The sequence below is a fragment of the Variovorax sp. PBL-H6 genome, from assembly GCF_901827155.1.
GTDB lineage: Bacteria > Pseudomonadota > Gammaproteobacteria > Burkholderiales > Burkholderiaceae_C > Variovorax.
In genome coordinates this window covers 2,879,178-2,898,785 of sequence record NZ_LR594659.1, presented here as the reverse complement: position 1 = coordinate 2,898,785, position 19,608 = coordinate 2,879,178, and the positions used below count along the sequence as shown (strand labels likewise).

The window sequence follows — 19,608 nt, the reverse complement described above, 5'->3', positions numbered from 1 at the left end:
AGTTCACCCCATTGATATTCCAGAATTCGATTGGTCGATTCCGGGAGGCATTGGAGAAAGGACGAATGGCTGCTTCAGAGATGCCCGCGCCTGGCGCCAACCCGTCGACCCGTTGATGCTCGACCTCGACGGCGATGGCCTCGAACTCAAGCGCGCCTCCGGCTCCATCCTCTTCGACCACAACGCCGACACCATTCGCACCGGGACCGGCTGGATCGACGCCGACGACGGTATCCTCGTTCGCGACCTCAACGGGAACGGGTCGATCGACTCCGGGCGCGAGCTCTTCGGCATCGACACCGTCAAGTCCGATGGCAGGAATGCCGTGAACGGCTTCGACGCCCTGGCCGATCTGGACGCCAACGCCGACGGCCAGCTCAATGCCGCCGATCTGGCTTGGGGCTCGCTGCAAATCTGGCGCGACCTCGACCAGGACGGCATCACCGACGCAGGCGAACTCTCCGGCCTCGACACCCTCGGCATCAGCCGCATCGGCGTGAATGGCAGCGCGAGCAACGCCACCGGCGGCGCCCAGGCCGGCACCACCGTCAACGGCAACCTCATCGCCCAGAGCGCCAGCTTCACCCGCGAGGTCGATGGGGTGCAGGTGAACCGCACCGTCGGCGCCATCGACCTCGAATCCAACGCCTTCTATCGCGAGTTCACCGTGGCCGTGCCGTTGACCGAGCAGGCCAGGTCCCTGCCCCAGATGCAGGGCTCGGGCCGCGCCCGCGATCTGGCCGAAGCGGTCAGCCTGAGCCCAACCCTCGGGACCAGCCTCTCTGCCTTCAGCAGCGCCACCACCCGCGACGCCCAGCGGGCCCTGTTGGACGACCTTCTCACCCAATGGGCCCAGGGCTCGGACTTCTGGCAGAGCCTGGAGACCAGCCTCGACGGCAACGTCAAGATCAGCGGCCTGCCCGCGGGCATGACCGAAGCGCAGTACCGCAACCTCGTGGGCGTGCTGGAGGTCTTCAACGGCGAGCGCTTCTACAGCACCGGCGCCAACGGCATCGCCATGACCGCCGGCACCACCAAGACCACCACCACCGACGCGGCCAGCAACGTGACGCGCGCCGGCTACGGCATCGCCCCGCCGGCCGCGCAACTGGCGCTGCTGCAGCAGAGCTACGACGCATTGAAGGAGAGCATCTACAGCGCCCTCGTGCTGCAGACGCGGCTCGAGCCGTACCTCGATGCCATCGAGCTCACCATCGACGAGAACGGCCTTCGCTTCGACACCACTGCACTTGCCGGGCTACTCGATCAACGCAGGACGGTCAGCGAGCGCGATGCATTCAGCGATCTGGTGGAGCTGAACCGTTTTGCGCAGCCCACCCTGCAGGCCGTAGGCTTTGCTGGCCTGGAGACGCTGCGCGGCTGGGTCGAGGCCCTGCCGGCCGGATCGGCGCTCAGGACCGAACTCGCAGCCTTGAACGTCTATGCCGGCGCCACCACAAGCGGCACTGCCAAGTCGGACATCTACCTGGGCGATGCCAATGGCAACAGCTTCAGCGGTGGAGCCGGAGACGACATGGCCGATGGGGATGCGGGCAATGACGCCCTCAATGGCGGCGAAGGCAATGACAGCCTGTTCGGCAAAGCCGGCAACGACAGTCTCTATGGCGATGCTGGCGACGACACGATTGACGGTGGGGTCGGCAACGACTACCTCTATGGCGGTGCCGGCTCGGATCTCTACCGGTTCGCCCGCGGCTGGGGCCAGGATGCCGTATCCAACTACGACACCAGCATCGGCAAGACCGATGCGATCGAGTTCGCCGAAGGCATTGCGGCCAGCGACATCGTCGCAACCCGCTCGGGCGACGATCTGATCCTCAGCCTAAGGGGCAGCACCGACCGCGTCACTGTCAGTTCCTGCTTCTACACCGATGGCGTCAGCGGCTACAAGATCGAGGAGATCCGCTTTGCCGATGGCACACGCTGGGACATGACCCAGCTCAAGCAGATGGTGCAGCAGGGCACCGAGGGCAACGACTCCCTGCAGGGCTATGCCGTCGCCGACACGCTGTCCGGGGGCGCGGGCAACGACTACATTCGCGGCTGGGCAGGCAACGACACCCTGGATGGTGGGGCCGGCAACGACACCCTGTTCGGCGACGATGGCGACGATCGCCTCACCGGAGGTGCGGGCGAGGACTCGTTGTCGGGCGGAAACGGCAGCGACAGCCTGCTGGGTGGCGATGGCAACGACAACCTCTATGGCGAGGCGGGCGACGACACGCTCGACGGTGGAGCCGGCAACGACTGCCTCAATGGCGGTGCCGGCTCGGATCTCTACCGGTTCGCCCGCGGCTGGGGCCAGGATGCCGTATCCAACTACGACACCAGCATCGGCAAGACCGATGCGATCGAGTTCGCCGAAGGCATTGCGGCCAGCGACATCGTGGCCACCCGCTCGGGCGATGACCTGGTCCTCAGCCTCAGGGGCAGCACCGACCGCGTCACTGTCAGTTCCTGCTTCTACACCGATGGCGTCAGCGGCTACAAGATCGAGGAGATCCGCTTTGCCGATGGCACACGCTGGGACATGGTCCAGCTCAAGCAGATGGTGCAGCAGGGCACCGATGGCAACGACTCCCTGCAGGGCTATGCCGTCGCCGACACGCTGTCCGGGGGTGCGGGCAACGACTCCATCCGCGGCTGGGCAGGCAACGACACCCTGGATGGTGGAGCCGGCAACGACACCCTGGTCGGCGACGAAGGCGACGACGCCCTCGGTGGCGGCACGGGCGACGACACGCTCTACGGCGGGAACGGCAGCGACAGCCTGCTGGGTGGCGATGGAAACGACAGCCTCTATGGCGAGGCGGGCGACGACACGCTCGACGGTGGAGCCGGCAACGACTACCTCTACGGCGGTGCCGGCTCGGATCTCTACCGGTTCGCCCGTGGCTGGGGCCAGGACGTCATCAACAACTACGACACCAGCATCGGCAAGACCGATGCGATCGAGTTCGCCGAAGGCATTGCGGCCAGCGACATCGTGGCCACCCGGTCGGGCGACGATCTGATCCTCAGCCTAAGGGGCAGCACCGACCGCGTCACTGTCAGTTCCTGCTTCTACACCGATGGCGTCAGCGGCTACAAGATCGAGGAGATCCGCTTTGCCGATGGCACACGCTGGGACATGGTCCAGCTCAAGCAGATGGTGCAGCAGGGCACCGATGGCAACGACTCCCTGCAGGGCTATGCCGTCGCCGACACGCTGTCCGGGGGTGCGGGCAACGACAACATCCGCGGCTGGGCAGGCAACGACACCCTTGACGGCGGAGCCGGCAACGACACCCTGGTCGGCGACGAAGGCGACGACGCCCTCGGTGGCGGCACGGGCGACGACACGCTCTACGGCGGGAACGGCAGCGACAGCCTGCTGGGTGGCGATGGCAATGACAGCCTCTATGGCGAGGCGGGCGACGACGCGCTCGACGGTGGAGCGGGCAACGACTACGTCAATGGCGGTGCCGGCTCGGATCTCTACCGGTTCGCCCGTGGCTGGGGCCAGGACGTCATCAACAACTACGACACCAGCATCGGCAAGACCGATGCGATCGAGTTCGCCGAAGGCATTGCGGCCAGCGACATCGTCGCCACCCGCTCGGGCGACGATCTGATCCTCAGCCTCCGGAGCAGCACCGACCGCGTCAGCGTCAGCGCCTGCTTCTACACCGATGGCGTCAGTGGCTACAAGATCGAGGAGATCCGCTTTGCCGACGGCACACGCTGGGACATGACCCAGCTCAAGCAGATGGTGCAGCAGGGCACCGATGGCAACGACTCCCTGCAGGGCTATGCCATCGCCGATACGTTGTCCGGGGGTGCGGGCAACGACAACATCCGTGGCTGGGCAGGCAACGACACCCTGGATGGCGGAGCCGGCAACGACACCCTGGTCGGCGACGAAGGCGACGATCGCCTTACCGGAGGTGCGGGCGAGGACTCGTTGTCGGGCGGGAACGGCAGCGACAGCCTGCTGGGTGGCGATGGCAATGACAGCCTCTATGGCGAGGCGGGCGACGACGCGCTCGACGGTGGAGCCGGCAACGACTACCTCAATGGCGGTGCCGGCTCGGATCTCTACCGGTTCGCCCGTGGCTGGGGCCAGGACGTCATCAACAACTACGACACCAGCATCGGCAAGACCGATGCGATCGAGTTCGCCGAAGGCATTGCGGCCAGCGACATCGTGGCCACCCGCTCGGGCGATGACCTGGTCCTCAGCCTCAGGGGCAGCACCGACCGCATCACCGTCAGCGCCTGCTTCTACACCGATGGCGTCAGTGGCTACAAGATCGAGGAGATCCGCTTTGCCGACGGCACTCGCTGGGACATGGTCCAGCTCAAGCAGATGGTGCAGCAGGGCACCGATGGCAACGACTCCCTGCAGGGCTATGCCATCGCCGATACGTTGTCCGGGGGTGCGGGCAACGACAACATCCGTGGCTGGGCAGGCAACGACACCCTGGATGGCGGAGCCGGCAACGACACCCTGGTCGGCGACGAAGGCGACGATCGCCTTACCGGAGGTGCGGGCGAGGACTCGTTGTCGGGCGGGAACGGCAGCGACAGCCTGCTGGGTGGCGATGGCAATGACAGCCTCTATGGCGAGGCGGGCGACGACGCGCTCGACGGTGGAGCCGGCAACGACTACCTCAATGGCGGTGCCGGCTCGGATCTCTACCGGTTCGCCCGTGGCTGGGGCCAGGACGTCATCAACAACTACGACACCAGCATCGGCAAGACCGATGCGATCGAGTTCGCCGAAGGCATTGCGGCCAGCGACATCGTGGCCACCCGCTCGGGCGATGACCTGGTCCTCAGCCTCAGGGGCAGCACCGACCGCATCACCGTCAGCGCCTGCTTCTACACCGATGGCGTCAGCGGCTACAAGATCGAGGAGATCCGCTTTGCCGATGGCACACGCTGGGACATGGCCCAGCTCAAGCAGATGGTGCAGCAGGGCACCGAGGGCAACGACTCCCTGCAGGGCTATGCCGTCGCCGACACGCTGTCCGGGGGTGCGGGCAACGACAACATCCGCGGCTGGGCAGGCAACGACACACTGGACGGCGGAGCCGGCAACGACACTGTGGTCGGCGACGAAGGCGACGACGCCCTCGGTGGCGGCACGGGCGACGACACGCTCTACGGCGAGAACGGCAACGACACCCTGCTCGGCGGCGAAGGCAACGACAGCCTGTATGGCGACGCCGGCAATGACATCCTCGACGGTGGAGCGGGCAACGACTACCTCAATGGCGGCGCCGGCAACGACACCTATGTATTCGGCCGAGACTCGGGCCGGGATACGGTGAACGACTACGACACGACCAGCGGCAATACCGATGTGGTGGCATTCGGCTCGAATGTGTCAATGGACCAGCTCTGGTTCCGCCACATCGGCAACAGCCTAGAGGTCAGCATTCTGGCCACCGACGACAAGCTCACCTTGAGCAACTGGTACTCCGCCGGCGCGTACCACGTCGAGCAGTTCAAGACCTCCGACAGCAAGGTGCTGCTGGACAGCCAGGTCGATGTGCTGGTCGCCGCCATGGCCGCCTTTGCGCCCCCTGCACCTGGCCAGACCTCACTGCCGCCTGACTACCAGACGGCGTTGAACCCGGTAATCGCCGCGAACTGGAAGTAGGCGCCCCGCCCGAGGGAATCGCCCGTCCCCCTCGCTCTGCCCAGAAGGCTACTGGCCGGAGCTTGGGGGTTTTTTGTATCGATGAAGAAAACACAGTTCGATGGCTGACGACCGCCCCAATGACCACCCCGACGACAAAGGCAGCGCCGATCGGCACTTGACGATTGTCGAGCACCCGTCCGCTACTGCGACAGAGCCATCTCCTGCCGCCAGGCTCGATTCCGGTCTGGCCTGCCTGGTGATGATGGCCCGTCTGCACGGCGTGGCCGCCGACCCTGACCAGCTGGTCCATGAGTTCCCAACGGGAAGCGAGTTCGGCGTCACGGACATCCTGCTCGCGGCCAGGCAGCTCGATCTGCAGGCCAAGGCGGTGAAGATCGATCTTGCACGCCTGGCAAAAACACCCTTGCCCGCCGTCGCAGTCGGCAGGAACGCTGCAGGCAACACAAGCTTCTTCATCCTGGCTCGGCTCGATGGCGATCAGGTCCTGGTGCAAGACCCGGCAGCCGGCCGGCCGCAAGCACTCAAGCTGGCCGAACTGCCAGCGCGCTGGACCGGCGAACTCATCCTGTTCACGTCCCGCGCCTCAATGGCGGGCGAGCTCGCCAGGTTCGACTTCACCTGGTTCGTCCCGGCAATCGTGAAGTACCGCAAGCTCCTGGGCGAAGCGCTGCTGGTGAGCTTCGCGCTGCAGATCTTTGCGCTCATCACGCCGCTGTTCTTTCAGGTGGTGATGGACAAGGTGCTGGTCCATCGCGGCTTCACCACCCTGGATGTGATCGCCGTGGGCTTGACCGTGGTGGTTCTGTTCGAGGTCTCGCTGACCGCCTTGCGCAGCTACGTGTTCGCCCATACCACCAGCCGCATCGATGTAGAACTGGGCGCACGGCTGTTTCGGCATTTGCTGAGCTTGCCGCTGGGCTACTTTCAGGCGCGGCGCGTGGGTGACTCCGTGGCCCGGGTGCGCGAACTCGAGAACATCCGCTCCTTCCTGACCGGCAATGCCATCACGCTGGTCCTGGACCTGTTGTTCTCGGTGGTCTTCATCGCCGTGATGCTGTATTACAGCGGCTGGCTGACGCTGATCGTGGTCTTGTCGCTGCCGTGCTATGTCATCCTGTCGCTGGCATTCACCCCTCTTCTGCGCGCCCGCCTGCATGAAAAATTCAACCGAAGTGCGGAGAACCAGGCCTTCCTGGTGGAGACCATCAGCGGCATCGACACCGTCAAGGCAATGGCGGTGGAGCCACACTGGACGCGCAAGTGGAACAACCAGTTGGCGGCCTATGTGTCGTCCAGCTTCAGGACCGTCGCCATCGGCACATTGGCCAACAGTGGCGTGAGCCTGATTTCGAAGCTGGTCACCGTTGCGACGATGTACATGGGTGCCCGCCTGGTGATCGATGGTCGACTGTCGGTGGGGCAGCTGATCGCCTTCAACATGCTGGCAGGCCAGGTCGCCCAACCGATGATGCGCCTGGCGCAGCTATGGACTGACTTCCAGCAAACGGGCATCTCCCTTCAGCGCTTGGGGGACATCCTGAACACCCGCACCGAAGTGGCGGGCACCAGGAGCGCCCTGCCTCCCCTCGCCGGCCGCATCACCCTGGATGGCGTTGTGTTCCGCTATCGCCCCGACGGCCCGGAGGTGCTCAAGGGCATCGACCTGGACATCCGCCCCGGCGAGGTGATCGGCATCGTGGGCCGTTCCGGCTCGGGGAAAAGCACGCTGACCAAGCTGATGCAGCGCTTGCATGTGCCGGAACGCGGCCGGGTGCTGGTGGATGGCACGGACCTGGCGCTGGCCGAGGCCAGCTCGCTGCGCAGGCAGATGGGGGTGGTGCTTCAGGAGAACGTGCTGTTCAGCCGCTCGATCCGGGACAACATCGCGCTGGCCGATCCTGGCGTGCCGCTGGAAGCAGTGATCCACGCGGCCAAGCTGGCAGGCGCGCACGACTTCATTCTCGAACTGCCCGAAGGCTACGACACGCCGGTGGGCGAGCACGGTTCGACACTGTCGGGCGGGCAACGGCAACGCATGGCCATCGCGCGCGCGCTCATGACCAACCCGCGCATCCTCATCTTCGATGAGGCGACCAGCGCGCTGGATTACGAGAGCGAGCGCATCATCCAGAACAACATGAAGGCCATCTGCCAGGGCCGCACGGTGATCATCATCGCGCATCGGCTTTCGGCGGTGCGCGATGCCCACCGCATCGTGGTGATGGATCGCGGGCAGATCGCCGAAAGCGGCAGCCATGCAGAGCTGCTGAAGCACGAGGCAGGCCACTACGCACGGCTTCATCGCTTGCAGCAAGGATGATGTGATGAGCCGCACGTCCGCTCCCAAGGCGAATGAAACCGCGGTCGAAGGCGCCGGTGCGCCGGTGAACGCAAAGCCGCGACTTCAAGCCTCCAGGGACTTGTTGCGCCGCTACACGGCAGCGTTCGCCCGTGCGTGGCGTCATCGGGCACAGATGGAAACCATGGAGCGGCAGCCGCATGAGTTGCAATTCCTGCCTGCAGCGCTGTCGCTGCAGGAAACCCCGGTGTCACCCGCGCCACGGCTCGCCATGTGGATGCTGCTGTCCTTTGCGCTGCTGACCTTGCTCTGGGCGGTACTCGGTCGTATCGACGTGGTGGCTACGGCGCAAGGCAAAGTGGTGCCCAACGGCCGCACCAAGACCATCCAGCCGTTCGAGACCGCCACCGTGAAACGCATCCTGGTCAGCGACGGGCAGCAGGTCAAGGCGGGCGATGTGCTGATCGAACTCGACGGCACCACCCTGCAAGCCGACAAGGACCGGGTGCAGGGCGACCTGGCCATGGCCCGTCTGCAAGTCGCACGCGGGCAGTCCCTGCTGCAAGCGATCGACAAGGGCACAGCGCCCAAGCTGGATCGACCGGAACAGGTGACGGATCTCCAGTTCATGGAAGCACAACGCTTGCTGGCAGGACAAGTGGCCGAATACGCCGCCAAGCTGGGACGTATCGATGCCGAGGTGGCACGGCGAGAAGCGGAATTGCGCTCCACGCTGGAGCTGGTGCGCAAACTGGAGCAGACCGTGCCGATCGCCCAGCAGCGCGCCAGGGACTTCAAGAATCTGGTCGATCAGAACTTCGTCTCGAAGCACGGCTATCTCGAGCGGGAACAGGCACGCATCGAACAGGAGGCCGATCTGGCGAACCAGAGAAGCCGGCTGATGGAAATCGAAGCTGCGCTTCGTGAAGCCAAGGGCCAGCGCCAGGAGCAGACGGCCGGTACCCGACGCACCGCGCTCGACAGCCTCACCGATGGGGAGCAAAAGCGCGCCGCACTGGAACAGGAGTACTTGAAGGCCGATTCGCGCAGCAAGCTGATGCAATTGGCCTCACCGGTCGATGGCACCGTACAGCAATTGGCAGTGCACACGATGGGCGGCGTGGTCACTCCCGCGCAGCCGCTGATGATGATCGTGCCGCGCGACAACCCGCTGGAGGTGGAGGCCTTCATCGAGAACAAGGACATCGGATTCGTCAAACCCGATCAGGAGGCGGAGGTCAAGGTCGAAACCTTCCAGTACACCAGGTACGGCACCATCCATGCCAAGGTGACGTCGGTCTCGCATGACGCGATCAATGACGAAAAGCGGGGGTTGATCTACTCGACGCGGGTGAAGTTGGCCAGGTCGGCCCTCCTGGTCGAAGGCACGGAGGTCAACCTCAGCCCCGGCATGGCGGCGTCGGTCGAGATCAAGACAGGCAAGCGGCGAGTGATCGAATATTTCCTGTCGCCACTGGTCCAGCATACCGGTGAGAGTCTGCGTGAGCGTTAGCCGCAAGTGAGGGGGCTCGCCCGCGCCACCCACTCGGGTCGGTCGGTGTCGAGAGCATTCCTCGGCAAGATCGCACTGAACCGGGGACGCCGCACACGACGCTGCTCCCTCATGCGCCGGGTCGATCCTGCCCACGCCTCGATCGGCATGCGAGAGAATGCCTCTTCATCGTCCGTTGCCCGGACCCGCAATGACAAGGAGCGACTCCACCGTGCCAGAACGATCCTCTTCCGCCGGCCGCACCGGCCGCCCTGCGGCAAACGCGGGCGAGCCTGCGCCGGCCGAGGGAGGCGGCCCGACACGCCGGCGCCTGCGGCGCGAGCGCACGGAACTGCTCGAAACCCGCATCCTCGACGCTGCCGTCGAGGAGTTCGCCGAGCACGGATTCGCCGGCGCGCGCATCGAGCGCGTCAGCGCCGCGGCCGGCACGGTGGACCGCATGCTGTACTACTACTACGGCAACAAGGAGCGCCTCTACCAGGCCGTGCTGGCGAAGATCTACGAGGACATGATCGGCGCGCAGCGCGAGTTCGTGACCCCCGAGGACCCGGTCGAAGGCATGCGCCAGCTCGTGCAGCATTCGTGGGACCACTACCTCTCGCACCCGAACCTGCTGCGGCTGCTCATGAACGAGAACCTGCTGCGCGGCAAGCACATCCGGCAAGCGCCGCAGGTGGTGGAGCGCACCGCGCTGCCGCTGGTGCACACGGTCGCGACCCTGCTCGAGAACGGGCAGGCGCGCGGGGTGTTCCGCCGCGACGTGTCGTCCGAGCATGTGCTCATGACGATCATGTCGCTCGGCTTCTTCTATCTCTCGAACCAGTACACCTGCGCCACCTGGATCGGTGCTGACCTGATGAGCCGGCCGCGCCGCACAGCCTGGCGCGCGCACATCTGCGACGTGGTGCTGCGCATGCTTGCGACCGGCGACGAATCCGCCGTGGCGCAAGCCGCGCCCAAGCCCCGGCGCAAGCCGCCCGCTGCAAAGAAGTGATCAGGCCGGGCCGAGTGTGGCCCACTGATCGCGCACGAAGCGCGCGATGGCCGCGTTCTGCCCGATCAGCGAGAAGCGCGCGTTGTGCGCGTAGTCGGGCAGGTTGATCATCTCGGTGGTGATCCAGCGCAGTGGCGAATCTTCGTGCGTGCGGTGGTAAGCCAGCACCTTTCGAACCACCTCGCGCGTACAGGCGAGCGCGCCCGAGTCCCACGGCGAGTGCCATTCGCCGCGCGCCGGCTCGGTGAAGGGATAGAGAATGCCGCGGCCCGGTTCGCCCTTCGCGTACGGAAAGATGGAATGGTCAGGCACGGCCGCGACGGCTTCGCCCGAGTCGCCCAGCGACCATCGGTTGCGCGGCCCGTTCGGCGCCACGCTGCGCACCTGCAGCCAGCGCACGATGCCCATCTCCAGCCATTGGTCCACGAAGCTGCCGGGCTTGAAGGGGTCGAGCACCGCGCGCTCCGAAGCGATGTCTTCCGTCAATCCGCAGATCGCCAGCTCCTGCGCATTGCCGATCTTGAAGATCGCATGGCTGTAGTCCAGCGTGAAGTGAAAGGGCACGCCGCGTCGGCGCACCGCCTCGGCCACCGGCGCAACACGCCGCGGGTCCTCGCTCCACATGTTGACGTGAAACTCGAAGGCCGGCTCCACGCCGCGCGCCATGCCTTCGTCGTAGGCGCGCAGGTAGAAGTCGACCACCTCGTCGTTGCCGATGGGCCGCCCCGTCGCATCGTGCCAATGCAGCATGATGTTGTGGGTGCGGGCGCCGACCTCGGCCGCGAGCCGCAGCTTGTCGGCAAGCAGCGCCTCGTCGCGCCCGAGCGCATAGAACCAGCTCGCGGTGTGCACCGGCAGGCCGAAGCGCTCGATGCAGCGCAGGTAGGTGTCGACCTGGCCGGGCATCGGCAGGCGGTCGAAGCAGTCGAACGCGCCGCTCTCGCGCACCAGGCGGAACTGCTCCTCGACCGAGGGCTCGGCCAGCGACACCGGCCGCTCGAGCGACGAGGCCTGCGCGCCGCGGCCGTTGCAGCCGATCGGCGGAAGGGTCGCGCTCATCACGAGGGGTTGCGCAGCTTGCGGATCTGCTCGTCGGCCGGCTGCAGCTTCGCGCCGTCGAGGTAGGTGCCCGAGGGCATCACGCCCTTGCCGTCCTTCACCGCGGTACGGCCGACGAAGATGCCGAGCGTCGACTGGTTGTCCTGCGGCCGGAACACGACCGGCCCGAAGGGCGAGTCGAACTTCAGGCCCTTGAAAGCCGCGACCAGCTTCTCGGTGTCGGTCGAGCCGGCCTTCTGCACGCCCGCGGCGATCGCCTTGACGGTGGCATAACCCACGACCGAGTTCAGGCGCGGATAGTCGTTGTATTTCTTCTGGTAGGCGGCGAGAAAGGCCTTGTGCTCGGGCGTGTCGATGCTGGCGTAGGGGTAGCCGGTCACGATCCAGTTGGCGGGCGCGTCGTCCTTCAGCGGATCGAGGTACTCGGGCTCGCCGGTGAGCAGGCTCACCACCTCGCGGCCTTCGAACAGGCCGCGGGTCTTGCCCTCGCGTGCAAGCTTGGTCAGGTCGCTGCCGAACATGACGTTGAAGATGGCATCCGGCTTGGCATCGGCCAGCGCCTGCACCACGGCGCCGGCGTCGATCTTGCCGAGCGGCGGCGACTGCTCCGCCACGAACTCGACATCGGGCTGCGCCTTCTTCATGTTCTCCTTGAAGGCCGCCACGGCCGCCTGGCCGTACTCGTAGTTGGGGTAGACCAGCGCCCAGCGTTTCTTCTTCAGCTTGACCGCTTCGCTGATCACCGAGGTGGCGAGCGCGTACGTGCCGGAGCGCAGGCGGTAGGTGTAGCGGTTGCCGTTGTCCCACACGACCTTGTCGCTGAGGGGGCCGGAGGCGAGGAAGAAGAACTTCTTCTGCTTGGCGAAATCGGTCAACGCCAACCCTACATGCGAGAGCGTCACGCCGGAGAGGATGTCGACCTTCTCGCGCGCGAGCAGCTCCTCCGCCATGCGCACCGCATCGCCGGGGTTGCCGTTGTCGTCGCGGAACACCGTCTCCAGCTTCTTGCCGAGCACGCCGCCCGCCGCGTTGATCTCTTCCTGCGCCAGCAGCCAGCCTTGCTTGTAGGGCACCAGGTTCTGCGGCAAGGCCTTGTAGCTGTTGATCTCGCCGATCTTGATGGTGTCCTGCGCGGCGGCGTGCGCGCCTGCGAGGCAGAGACTGGCCGCCAGCAGGCGGGCGGACACGGAGAGCATGAGACGCATGGCGAAGTCCTTTCTGGCGATGTCTGGGGACGGAGAAAAAGGTAGCGACTCGTGGCTCAATCAGTCGCTTCGAAGCTGTGCAGGCAAGCCGGGGAACACCGCGGAACCGGCTTTGCCGGGCCGCTGGTGTTGCCCCCGGTGAGGGGGTGGGCGGCTACACGAAGTGAGCCAACCTGGGGGAGAGCTTCATTCAGCGGCCATCTCCTCGACGATACGGCGCATCTTGATGGAGGAGCCATCGAGCGCGAGATTGATGCGGTGCCATTGGCGCGGCTTGTCCTCGTTGCGCTGGATGGCCTCGAGCACGCGCTTGTCCTCGTTGAAGGCCATGCGCAGGCTGCTTTTCAGGCGTTCGTCGACCACCGGGTCGGCGGGCGAGTTCTTCAGGCACAGCCAGTGCTGCACGCAGCTGCGCTGGTCGATGGGCGTGATGAAGTGGCAGGCGTACATCTGGATGCAGTCGTCGCGGTTGCCCTCCGGTGCGCCGGTGCCGGTGCGGGCGGAGCCGAAGTCGATCACCGCGATACTGGGGGCGTGGTAGTGGTAGTAGTGCCAGCGGTCGACATTGCCCCCGAAGTCCTTGAGGCCTTCGAAGATCGGGATCAGCGGGCCGTCGATCACCCAGCGCCAGGTCACGACCTTGTTGCCCTGGCGCTCGTGCTGCACGCGCGTTTCCTCGCGGCCGGCGCTCGCCAGCGTGGTCTGGTGCACGTAGACCACATGCGTGGGGTCGCAGAGGTTGTCGGCGAGGCTCAGGTAGTTGGCCTGCACGAGCAGCGCGTCACCCTCGACCACGCTGTAGCCCGGGTCGTCGTACTGCGGCAGGTGGAACACCTGGCTGCGGTCGGCCTTCTCGGCATCGCCCATCCAGACCCAGACCATGCCCATGCTCTCGGCGGTGGGATAGCTGCGCACGCGGAAGCTTTCCGGCACGCGCGGCATGCCCGGTGCGTGCACGCAGCGGCCGCTGCAGTCGAAAGTGAGGCCGTGGTAGGCGCACTGGATGGCATCGCCCTGGAGCCAGCCGATGGTCAGGGGCGCCAGCCGGTGCGGGCAGGCGTCCTCCAGCGCGGCGACGGCGCCCTCCTCCGTGCGGTAGATCGCGAGGTCCTGCTCGAGCACGCGGCGCGCGACGATCTCGCGTCCGATGTCCCGCGACCAGGCGAGCGGGTACCAGGCGTTGTAGGCGAAGGCGGTCATGGGCGTCGTTCCTCGTGGGGTAGGCAACTTGCAGTGATGCGGAGCATTGCAGAATGCATGCCAGCAGTTAAGTAAGCAACTTCTCCAATTTAATGGAGAGAATACTTAATTTCGGTGCTCTCGTACACCGGGTTTGCACCGGGAAGCGGCATCGGCGTGCCGCGGGCGTGCACGCTCCCGGGCAGGCCGTTGTCCCCTCAGTGGAAGTCGCGGCTCCTGCTGCTGCTTGCGAGTCTCCCCAGGAGCGGCGTCAGGTCCCTGAAGCCGGTGGCGACCACGTGCCGCACCTCGCCGCCGCTGTCCACGTCGCGCTGCCAGGTGCCCTGCACCGCGAGCAGCTGCGACTTCAGCACCTGCTCGCGCCAGGCTTCGACGACGTGCTTCCAGACGATCACGTTGACGTTGCCGGTCTCGTCCTCGAGCGTGACGAAGATGGTGTCGTTCGCGGTCTGCGGGCGCTGCCGTCCCATGACCATGCCGCAGGCGCGCACCGTCTGGCCGCTGGGCAGGTCGCGCAGCTGCTCGGCGCTGCTGAGCTTCATGCGCGCCAAACGCGGGCGCAGCAGCGCCAGCGGATGGCGGCGCAGCGTGAAGCCGAGCGAAGCGTAGTCGCCGACGATTTCTTCGCCCTCCGGCGCCAGGGGCAGCTGCAGCGCCCGCTCATGGATGGGCACGCCCTTGAGCAGCGCCGGCGCGCGCCGCTGCGCAGTGGCGTCCCAGACCTGCTGGCGCCGCTGGCCCGAGAGTGCGAGCAGCGCATCGGCCGCTGCGAGCGCGGCCATGTCCTTGGCGTCGAGCTCGGCGCGCAGGGCCAGGTCTTCGGTGCTGGTGAAGGGAGCTTGGTTGCGGGCTTCGACGATGCGTTGGGCGCCGGCTTCGCCGAGGCTTGCGATGCGGCGCAGGCCGAGGCGCACGGCGGGTTGGCGGGGGCGGCCCGGGCGGGTGGCGAAATGGGGGGAGATGGAAGGCGCAACAGCCGAAGATTCCAGAGTGCAGTCGAGTTCGCTCGCGGTCACATCCACCGGCCGCACCTCGACGCCATGCCGGCGAGCGTCCTGCACCAGCTGCGAGGGTGAATAGAAGCCCATGGGCTGCGAATCGAGCATGGCGGCGAGGAAACAGGCGGGCTCGTGCAGCTTGAGCCAGCTGCTCACGATCACCAGCAGCGCGAAGCTCGCGGCATGGCTTTCAGGAAAGCCGTATTCGCCAAAGCCCTGGACCTGCTTGAAGATGGCCTCGGCAAATTCGCGGTCGTAGCCGTTGTCGACCATGCCGTCGACCAGCGGCTCGTGGAACTTCTCCACGCCGCCCTTGCGCTTCCAGGCGGCCATCGAGCGGCGCAGCCGATCGGCCTGGTCGGGCGTGAACCTGGCCGCGATCATCGCGATCTGCATCACCTGCTCCTGGAAGATCGGCACGCCGAGGGTGCGGCCGAGCGCCGGGATGAGGTCGGGGTAGCGGTAGGCGATCTCGCCGCCCTTTCGGAGCCTCTCGCGATTCTTGAGGTACGGGTGCACCATGCCGCCCTGGATCGGCCCCGGCCGCACGATGGCGACCTCGATCACCAGGTCGTAGTAGCAGCGAGGCTTCAGGCGCGGCAGCATCGTCATCTGCGCCCGGCTCTCGATCTGGAACACGCCGATGGTGTCGGCATCGCAGATCATGTCGAACACGGCCTCATCGTCGTTCGGTATCTGGTGCATCTGCAGCGACGTGCCGCGCCAGCCGTTCACCAGGGCCAGCGTGCGCCGGATGGCGCTCAGCATGCCGAGGGCCAGCACGTCGACCTTGAGCATGCCCATGGTCTCGAGGTCGTCCTTCTCCCACTGGATGACGGAGCGGTCTTTCATGGATGCGTTCTCGACCGGCACCAGGCGCGTGAGCTTGCTCTGCGTGAGCACGAAGCCGCCCACGTGCTGGCTCAGGTGGCGCGGAAATCCGCGCAGCTGCTGCGTGAGCTCGATCCACTGCAGCAGCCGGGGCATGGCTTCCTGCACGCCCGAGCGCTGCATCGCCTCTTCCAGCCGCTGGTCGAGAACCACGCCGTCGAACCAGTAGTGGTCCTTGGCGAACTCGTCGACCAGTCGGGCATCGATGCCCAGTGCCTTGCCTACGTCCCGCAGGGCGCTGCGGGAGCGGTAGCAGATCACGACCGCGGCGATGGCGGCGCGCTCGCGGCCGTACTTCTGGTAGATGTACTGGATCACCTCCTCGCGCCGCTGGTGCTCGAAGTCGACGTCGATGTCGGGCGGCTCGCGGCGCTCGCGGCTGAGGAAGCGCTCGAACAGCAGGTTGCCGGTTTCTGGATCGATGGCGGTGATGCCGAGGCAGAAGCAGACTGCCGAGTTGGCCGAGGAGCCACGGCCCTGGCACAGGATCTTCCTGGAGCGCGCGAAGTGCACGATGTCTTCGACGGTGAGGAAGAACATCTCGTAGTGCATTTCGATGATCAGATCGAGCTCGTGCCGGATCTGGCCTTGCACCTTCTCCGGAACGCCCTGCGGATACTTCTCGCGCGCACCCTCCCAGGTCTTGCGCACCAGCGTCTGGGCCGGCGTCTCGCCGTTGGCCACGTTCTCGAGCGGGTACTTGTAGTGCTCGCGGATCACGTTCAGGTCGAAGGTGCAGCGCCGCGCGACTTCGAGGGTGTTGGCCAGCAACTCGGCCGGATAGAGGTTCGACAGGCGCAGCCGCGAACGCAGGTGCCGCTCGGCATTGGATTGCAGCGCAAAGCCGCATTCGGCGACCGCCCTGCCCTCGCGCACGGCCGTGATCACGTCCTGCAGCGGCTTGCGCGAGCGCACGTGCATGTGCACGTCGCCGGCTGCCAGCAGCGGTACGCCGGCCTGCGCGCCCGCCTGCAACAGAGTCGCGAGCCAGAGGTCGTCGTCGAGCTCGTTGGGCAACTCGGCCGCGATCCAGAGATGGCCCGCGAAGAGGCGCGCGACCTCGGCCAGGTCGGCACCGAGCGCTTCGGCGTCGGGCGTGGCGCCGGGCGTGCGCAGGGGCACGAAAAGGATCTCGCAATTGCGCAGCGAGGCGAGGTCGCTGCCTTCCAGGCTCACCTCGTAGGTGCCCTTGGGCGCCGCGATGCGCGCGGCGGTGATGAACTCGCAGAGGTTGCCCCAGCCATCGAGATCGTGCGCGATCGCCACGAGCTTGAACCGCTCGAAGCGGAACTCGCTGCCGAACAGCAGCCGGAAGGGATGATGTTCCGACGGATCGAGGTTTTCGAGGAGCTCACGCAGCCCTTCGAACGCCCGTACCACGCCGGCCACCGAGCATTCGTCGGTGATCGCGAGCGCCTCGTAGCCGAGTTCGTAGGCGCGCTGCACGAGCTCCTCGGGATGCGAGGCCCCGCGCTGGAAGCTGAAGTTCGTGAGGCAGTGCAGCTCGGCATAGGAGGGCAGGCCCGGCGGCATTGGCGGCGTTGGCGGCTTTGGCGGCCCGGCTTCCCGCTGCGGCAGCCGCGGCTGCAAGGCATGCACCGTGGCCGAGGCGCGCTCCTGCTTGCGGATCTGCTTGTCGCCGAGTTCAGGCATACAGGCCTTGCAGGTACCAGCGCGGCGTGCCGGACGTAAGGCAGGAGGAGGGCCGCTCGCAGTAGATCCACACCAGACCGGCCTTCGGGCTTTCCGCGATGTAGTAGTCGCGTACCGCGGGCTGGCCCTCGCCCCACCAGCCGGTTTCCACCCGCTGCGGCCCGACCAGCTTGCGCAGCGGCCCCTGGTAGCACGGGCGCTCGCCTTCCATGTCCAGGCGCAGGGGCTCGCGCAAGAGCCAGGGTGGGTAGATGGCGTCGGCTGCCTGGGGGCGGCGAGCCTCGGCCGGAGGCTTCTGCAATGCAGGCTGCCACGCCTGCCGGCACTCGGGCCGATGATCGGCCCGCGCCACCGCGCGCAGCACCTGCTGCGGCCCGAGCCGCGCGCTGAGGCGCTCGACCAGTTCGTGCAGCTTGTCGCCCTTTCGGTTGTCTTCCGGCAGGAAGCTGGTGCTGGCGCCGGCCCAGGGAGCGGTCTCGACCGAGCGCAGGCGCAACCAGCTCGCGGGCGCGGCCAGGGCCGTGAGCGCGAGCCGCTCGGACAGGAGACGCCGCAGGTGCGCCATGTCCTGCGTGGGTTCGGCCGTGCGCACCGTGACCTGCTGGTGCGGCGGCAGCGCGACGCCGTCGAGCCGCTTGAGGTCGAGCGTCCACTGCAGCTCCAGCGCCAGCACGCCCCGCTGCCGCGCGCGCAGCCAGATCTGCAGGGCCGCGAGCAGGCGGTTGGCCGACCACATGAGCTCGGGTGCGCCCTCGGCCAGTGCGGGCAGCTCCAGCTTCTGTTCGAACGCGTCGGGCAGTTGCAGCCAGTCACGGCTGTCGGGCGCGAGGCCGTAGGCCACGTCCAGGGCCGCGCGCAAGGCCTTGCCGAAGCGGCGCGCGAGGCCGCCGCGTGGCAGCTTCTCGACATCGCCCCAGCTGCGGCATCCGAGATGCGACAGAACAGCGAGGTGATCGCGGGCCGCGCTCAGGGTGTCGAGAGGCAGGCCGCATGGCAGCTCGTGCGGCGGCTGCTCGCCGCGAGCGAACATGCGCAACTGCGCCAGTGCAACCAGGCTGGTCGCGCCCTGCGCGCGCTGAACGGGCACGTCCGGCACCGGGTTGAGCCGCGCGATCTCGCGCATCAGGGCCAGGCGGCCGCCCCACAGTCGCTCGCAGGCCGAGACTTCGAGCAGCAGGGCCTCGCCATCGGCCCAGGCGACACGCGGCGTGAATTGCAGGGCCCACCACCCGAGCGCCTCGGGGGATGGCAGCGGCACCTCCTTGGCGGCGGCGATCTCAGGCGGCCAGCGCAATGCGATCCAGTGCATGGCCTTGTTCCGGGTGAAGGTCGAGGCGCACCACGGTCGCGCGCTCGGTTTGTAGCAGCCCGCCTTCCTGCTGTTGGCGCAGCTTTCGCCGCAGCTGGCCGGCCGCGAGCAGCGCCGCCATGCGCTCGTTGCGCGCGGGCAGTTGCAGGGGGGCGGCCAACGGTGGGCCGCGGCGCTTGAGGATGTGGACGTCGATCTGCGCGGCATCCGTGGTGCAGGTGGCGAGCCGCAGGCGCAGCCGCGCCGGCGACGACGAGTGGTCCAGCGCTTCGGGACGGAACACGAACAGCAGGCGGTCGTGCTGCGCCGCCGCAAGCTGCAGCCGCCGGAGCTCGCCCACGCGCGCCTGAGGAAGCCACGCCAGCACGGCGGCCACCTCGGCGCAGCGCAGCGCCTGTTCGCAGGCCCAGAGTCGCGCGGCCGGCGCCTCGCTGCGCACCCACAGCAGCGCCTCGACCGGCAGGCCTTGCGCCGCGAGTGCGGGGCCGAAGGGCTCCTGCGGCGCACCGATCAGCACGACAGGCCCGGCGCCGCCCCGCACCGCTTGCGCCAGCGCGGGCAGCAGCACTTGCCAGGCGTGCGCCTCGGGCGCGGCCTGCAGCAGCTCGGTCATTGCGCCCACCGGCCAGCCGCCGCCAGGCAGTTGCGCATCGAGCGCAGCATGCCCGGTGCCGATGACCTGCCCATCCGCCAGGCCCAGCGTGTCCCCGCGCCAGACCTCGTGGCGAGCGGCGGTGGAGAAGGAGTCGAAGGAAGGCAGGCCCATGATGATCGATGGCTGTATTTTTATACAGTATTTGACCCAAGCATGTTTTC

General features: G+C 66.9%; 10 protein-coding genes. 4 read left to right on the top strand and 6 right to left on the bottom strand.

The features are described 5' to 3' along the window. Positions 1-115: 115 nt before the first annotated feature. The 4 genes from G3W89_RS13630 to G3W89_RS13615 all read left to right on the top strand — a co-directional run bounded on the left by G3W89_RS13630 (position 116) and on the right by G3W89_RS13615 (position 10,477). Positions 116-5,668: a calcium-binding protein gene (locus G3W89_RS13630; RefSeq protein ID WP_162574580.1), complete on the top strand. Its 5,553-nt coding sequence runs from the start codon at positions 116-118 to the stop codon at positions 5,666-5,668. Positions 5,669-5,768: 100 nt separating this feature from the next. Further along, the gene (locus G3W89_RS13625; protein WP_162574579.1) at positions 5,769-7,991 is read left to right on the top strand and encodes a type I secretion system permease/ATPase; all 2,223 of its coding nucleotides are present in this window, start codon (positions 5,769-5,771) and stop codon (positions 7,989-7,991) included. 100 nt (positions 7,992-8,091) lie between these two features. Further along, complete coding sequence (locus G3W89_RS13620; protein WP_232076531.1) at positions 8,092-9,483, top strand: HlyD family type I secretion periplasmic adaptor subunit; 1,392 nt, start codon at positions 8,092-8,094, stop codon at positions 9,481-9,483. 211 nt (positions 9,484-9,694) lie between these two features. Then, positions 9,695-10,477 carry a TetR family transcriptional regulator gene (locus G3W89_RS13615; protein WP_162574577.1) on the top strand — a complete coding sequence of 261 codons (783 nt, stop codon included), beginning with the start codon at positions 9,695-9,697 and terminating at the stop codon, positions 10,475-10,477. On the opposite strand, the gene G3W89_RS13610 is transcribed toward G3W89_RS13615, so the two are convergent. The 6 genes from G3W89_RS13610 to imuA all read right to left on the bottom strand — a co-directional run bounded on the left by G3W89_RS13610 (position 10,478) and on the right by imuA (position 19,558). Beyond that, positions 10,478-11,536, bottom strand: coding sequence for a xylose isomerase (locus G3W89_RS13610; RefSeq protein WP_162574576.1), 1,059 nt, complete (start codon positions 11,534-11,536; stop codon positions 10,478-10,480). After that, positions 11,536-12,741 carry an ABC transporter substrate-binding protein gene (locus tag G3W89_RS13605; protein WP_162574575.1) on the bottom strand — a complete coding sequence of 402 codons (1,206 nt, stop codon included), beginning with the start codon at positions 12,739-12,741 and terminating at the stop codon, positions 11,536-11,538. The genes G3W89_RS13610 and G3W89_RS13605 overlap by 1 nt, the downstream gene beginning before the upstream one ends. A 186-nt stretch (positions 12,742-12,927) precedes the next feature. Beyond that, positions 12,928-13,941, bottom strand: a complete 1,014-nt coding sequence (locus G3W89_RS13600; protein ID WP_162574574.1) for an aromatic ring-hydroxylating dioxygenase subunit alpha — start codon at positions 13,939-13,941, stop codon at positions 12,928-12,930. A 197-nt stretch (positions 13,942-14,138) separates the two neighbouring features. Further along, complete coding sequence (locus G3W89_RS13595) at positions 14,139-17,483, bottom strand: error-prone DNA polymerase (protein ID WP_162574573.1); 3,345 nt, start codon at positions 17,481-17,483, stop codon at positions 14,139-14,141. Then, complete coding sequence (locus tag G3W89_RS13590; RefSeq protein WP_162574572.1) at positions 17,476-18,792, bottom strand: Y-family DNA polymerase; 1,317 nt, start codon at positions 18,790-18,792, stop codon at positions 17,476-17,478. Before G3W89_RS13590 ends, G3W89_RS13595 begins: the two co-directional genes overlap by 8 nt. Then, the gene (gene imuA / locus G3W89_RS13585; RefSeq protein WP_162574571.1) at positions 18,761-19,558 is read right to left on the bottom strand and encodes a translesion DNA synthesis-associated protein ImuA; all 798 of its coding nucleotides are present in this window, start codon (positions 19,556-19,558) and stop codon (positions 18,761-18,763) included. Before imuA ends, G3W89_RS13590 begins: the two co-directional genes overlap by 32 nt. Positions 19,559-19,608 lie beyond the last annotated feature (50 nt).

What these genes read in the sequence shown, in the direction of transcription:
- G3W89_RS13630 (WP_162574580.1), top strand. Translation starts at nt 116, where the DNA reads ATGCTCGACCTCGACGGCGATGGCCTCGAACTCAAGCGCGCCTCCGGC.
- G3W89_RS13625 (WP_162574579.1), top strand. Translation starts at nt 5,769, where the DNA reads ATGGCTGACGACCGCCCCAATGACCACCCCGACGACAAAGGCAGCGCC.
- G3W89_RS13610 (WP_162574576.1), bottom strand. Translation starts at nt 11,536, where the DNA reads ATGAGCGCGACCCTTCCGCCGATCGGCTGCAACGGCCGCGGCGCGCAG.
- G3W89_RS13605 (WP_162574575.1), bottom strand. Translation starts at nt 12,741, where the DNA reads ATGCGTCTCATGCTCTCCGTGTCCGCCCGCCTGCTGGCGGCCAGTCTC.
- G3W89_RS13600 (WP_162574574.1), bottom strand. Translation starts at nt 13,941, where the DNA reads ATGACCGCCTTCGCCTACAACGCCTGGTACCCGCTCGCCTGGTCGCGG.
- G3W89_RS13595 (WP_162574573.1), bottom strand. Translation starts at nt 17,483, where the DNA reads ATGCCTGAACTCGGCGACAAGCAGATCCGCAAGCAGGAGCGCGCCTCG.
- G3W89_RS13590 (WP_162574572.1), bottom strand. Translation starts at nt 18,792, where the DNA reads ATGCACTGGATCGCATTGCGCTGGCCGCCTGAGATCGCCGCCGCCAAG.
- imuA (WP_162574571.1), bottom strand. Translation starts at nt 19,558, where the DNA reads ATGGGCCTGCCTTCCTTCGACTCCTTCTCCACCGCCGCTCGCCACGAG.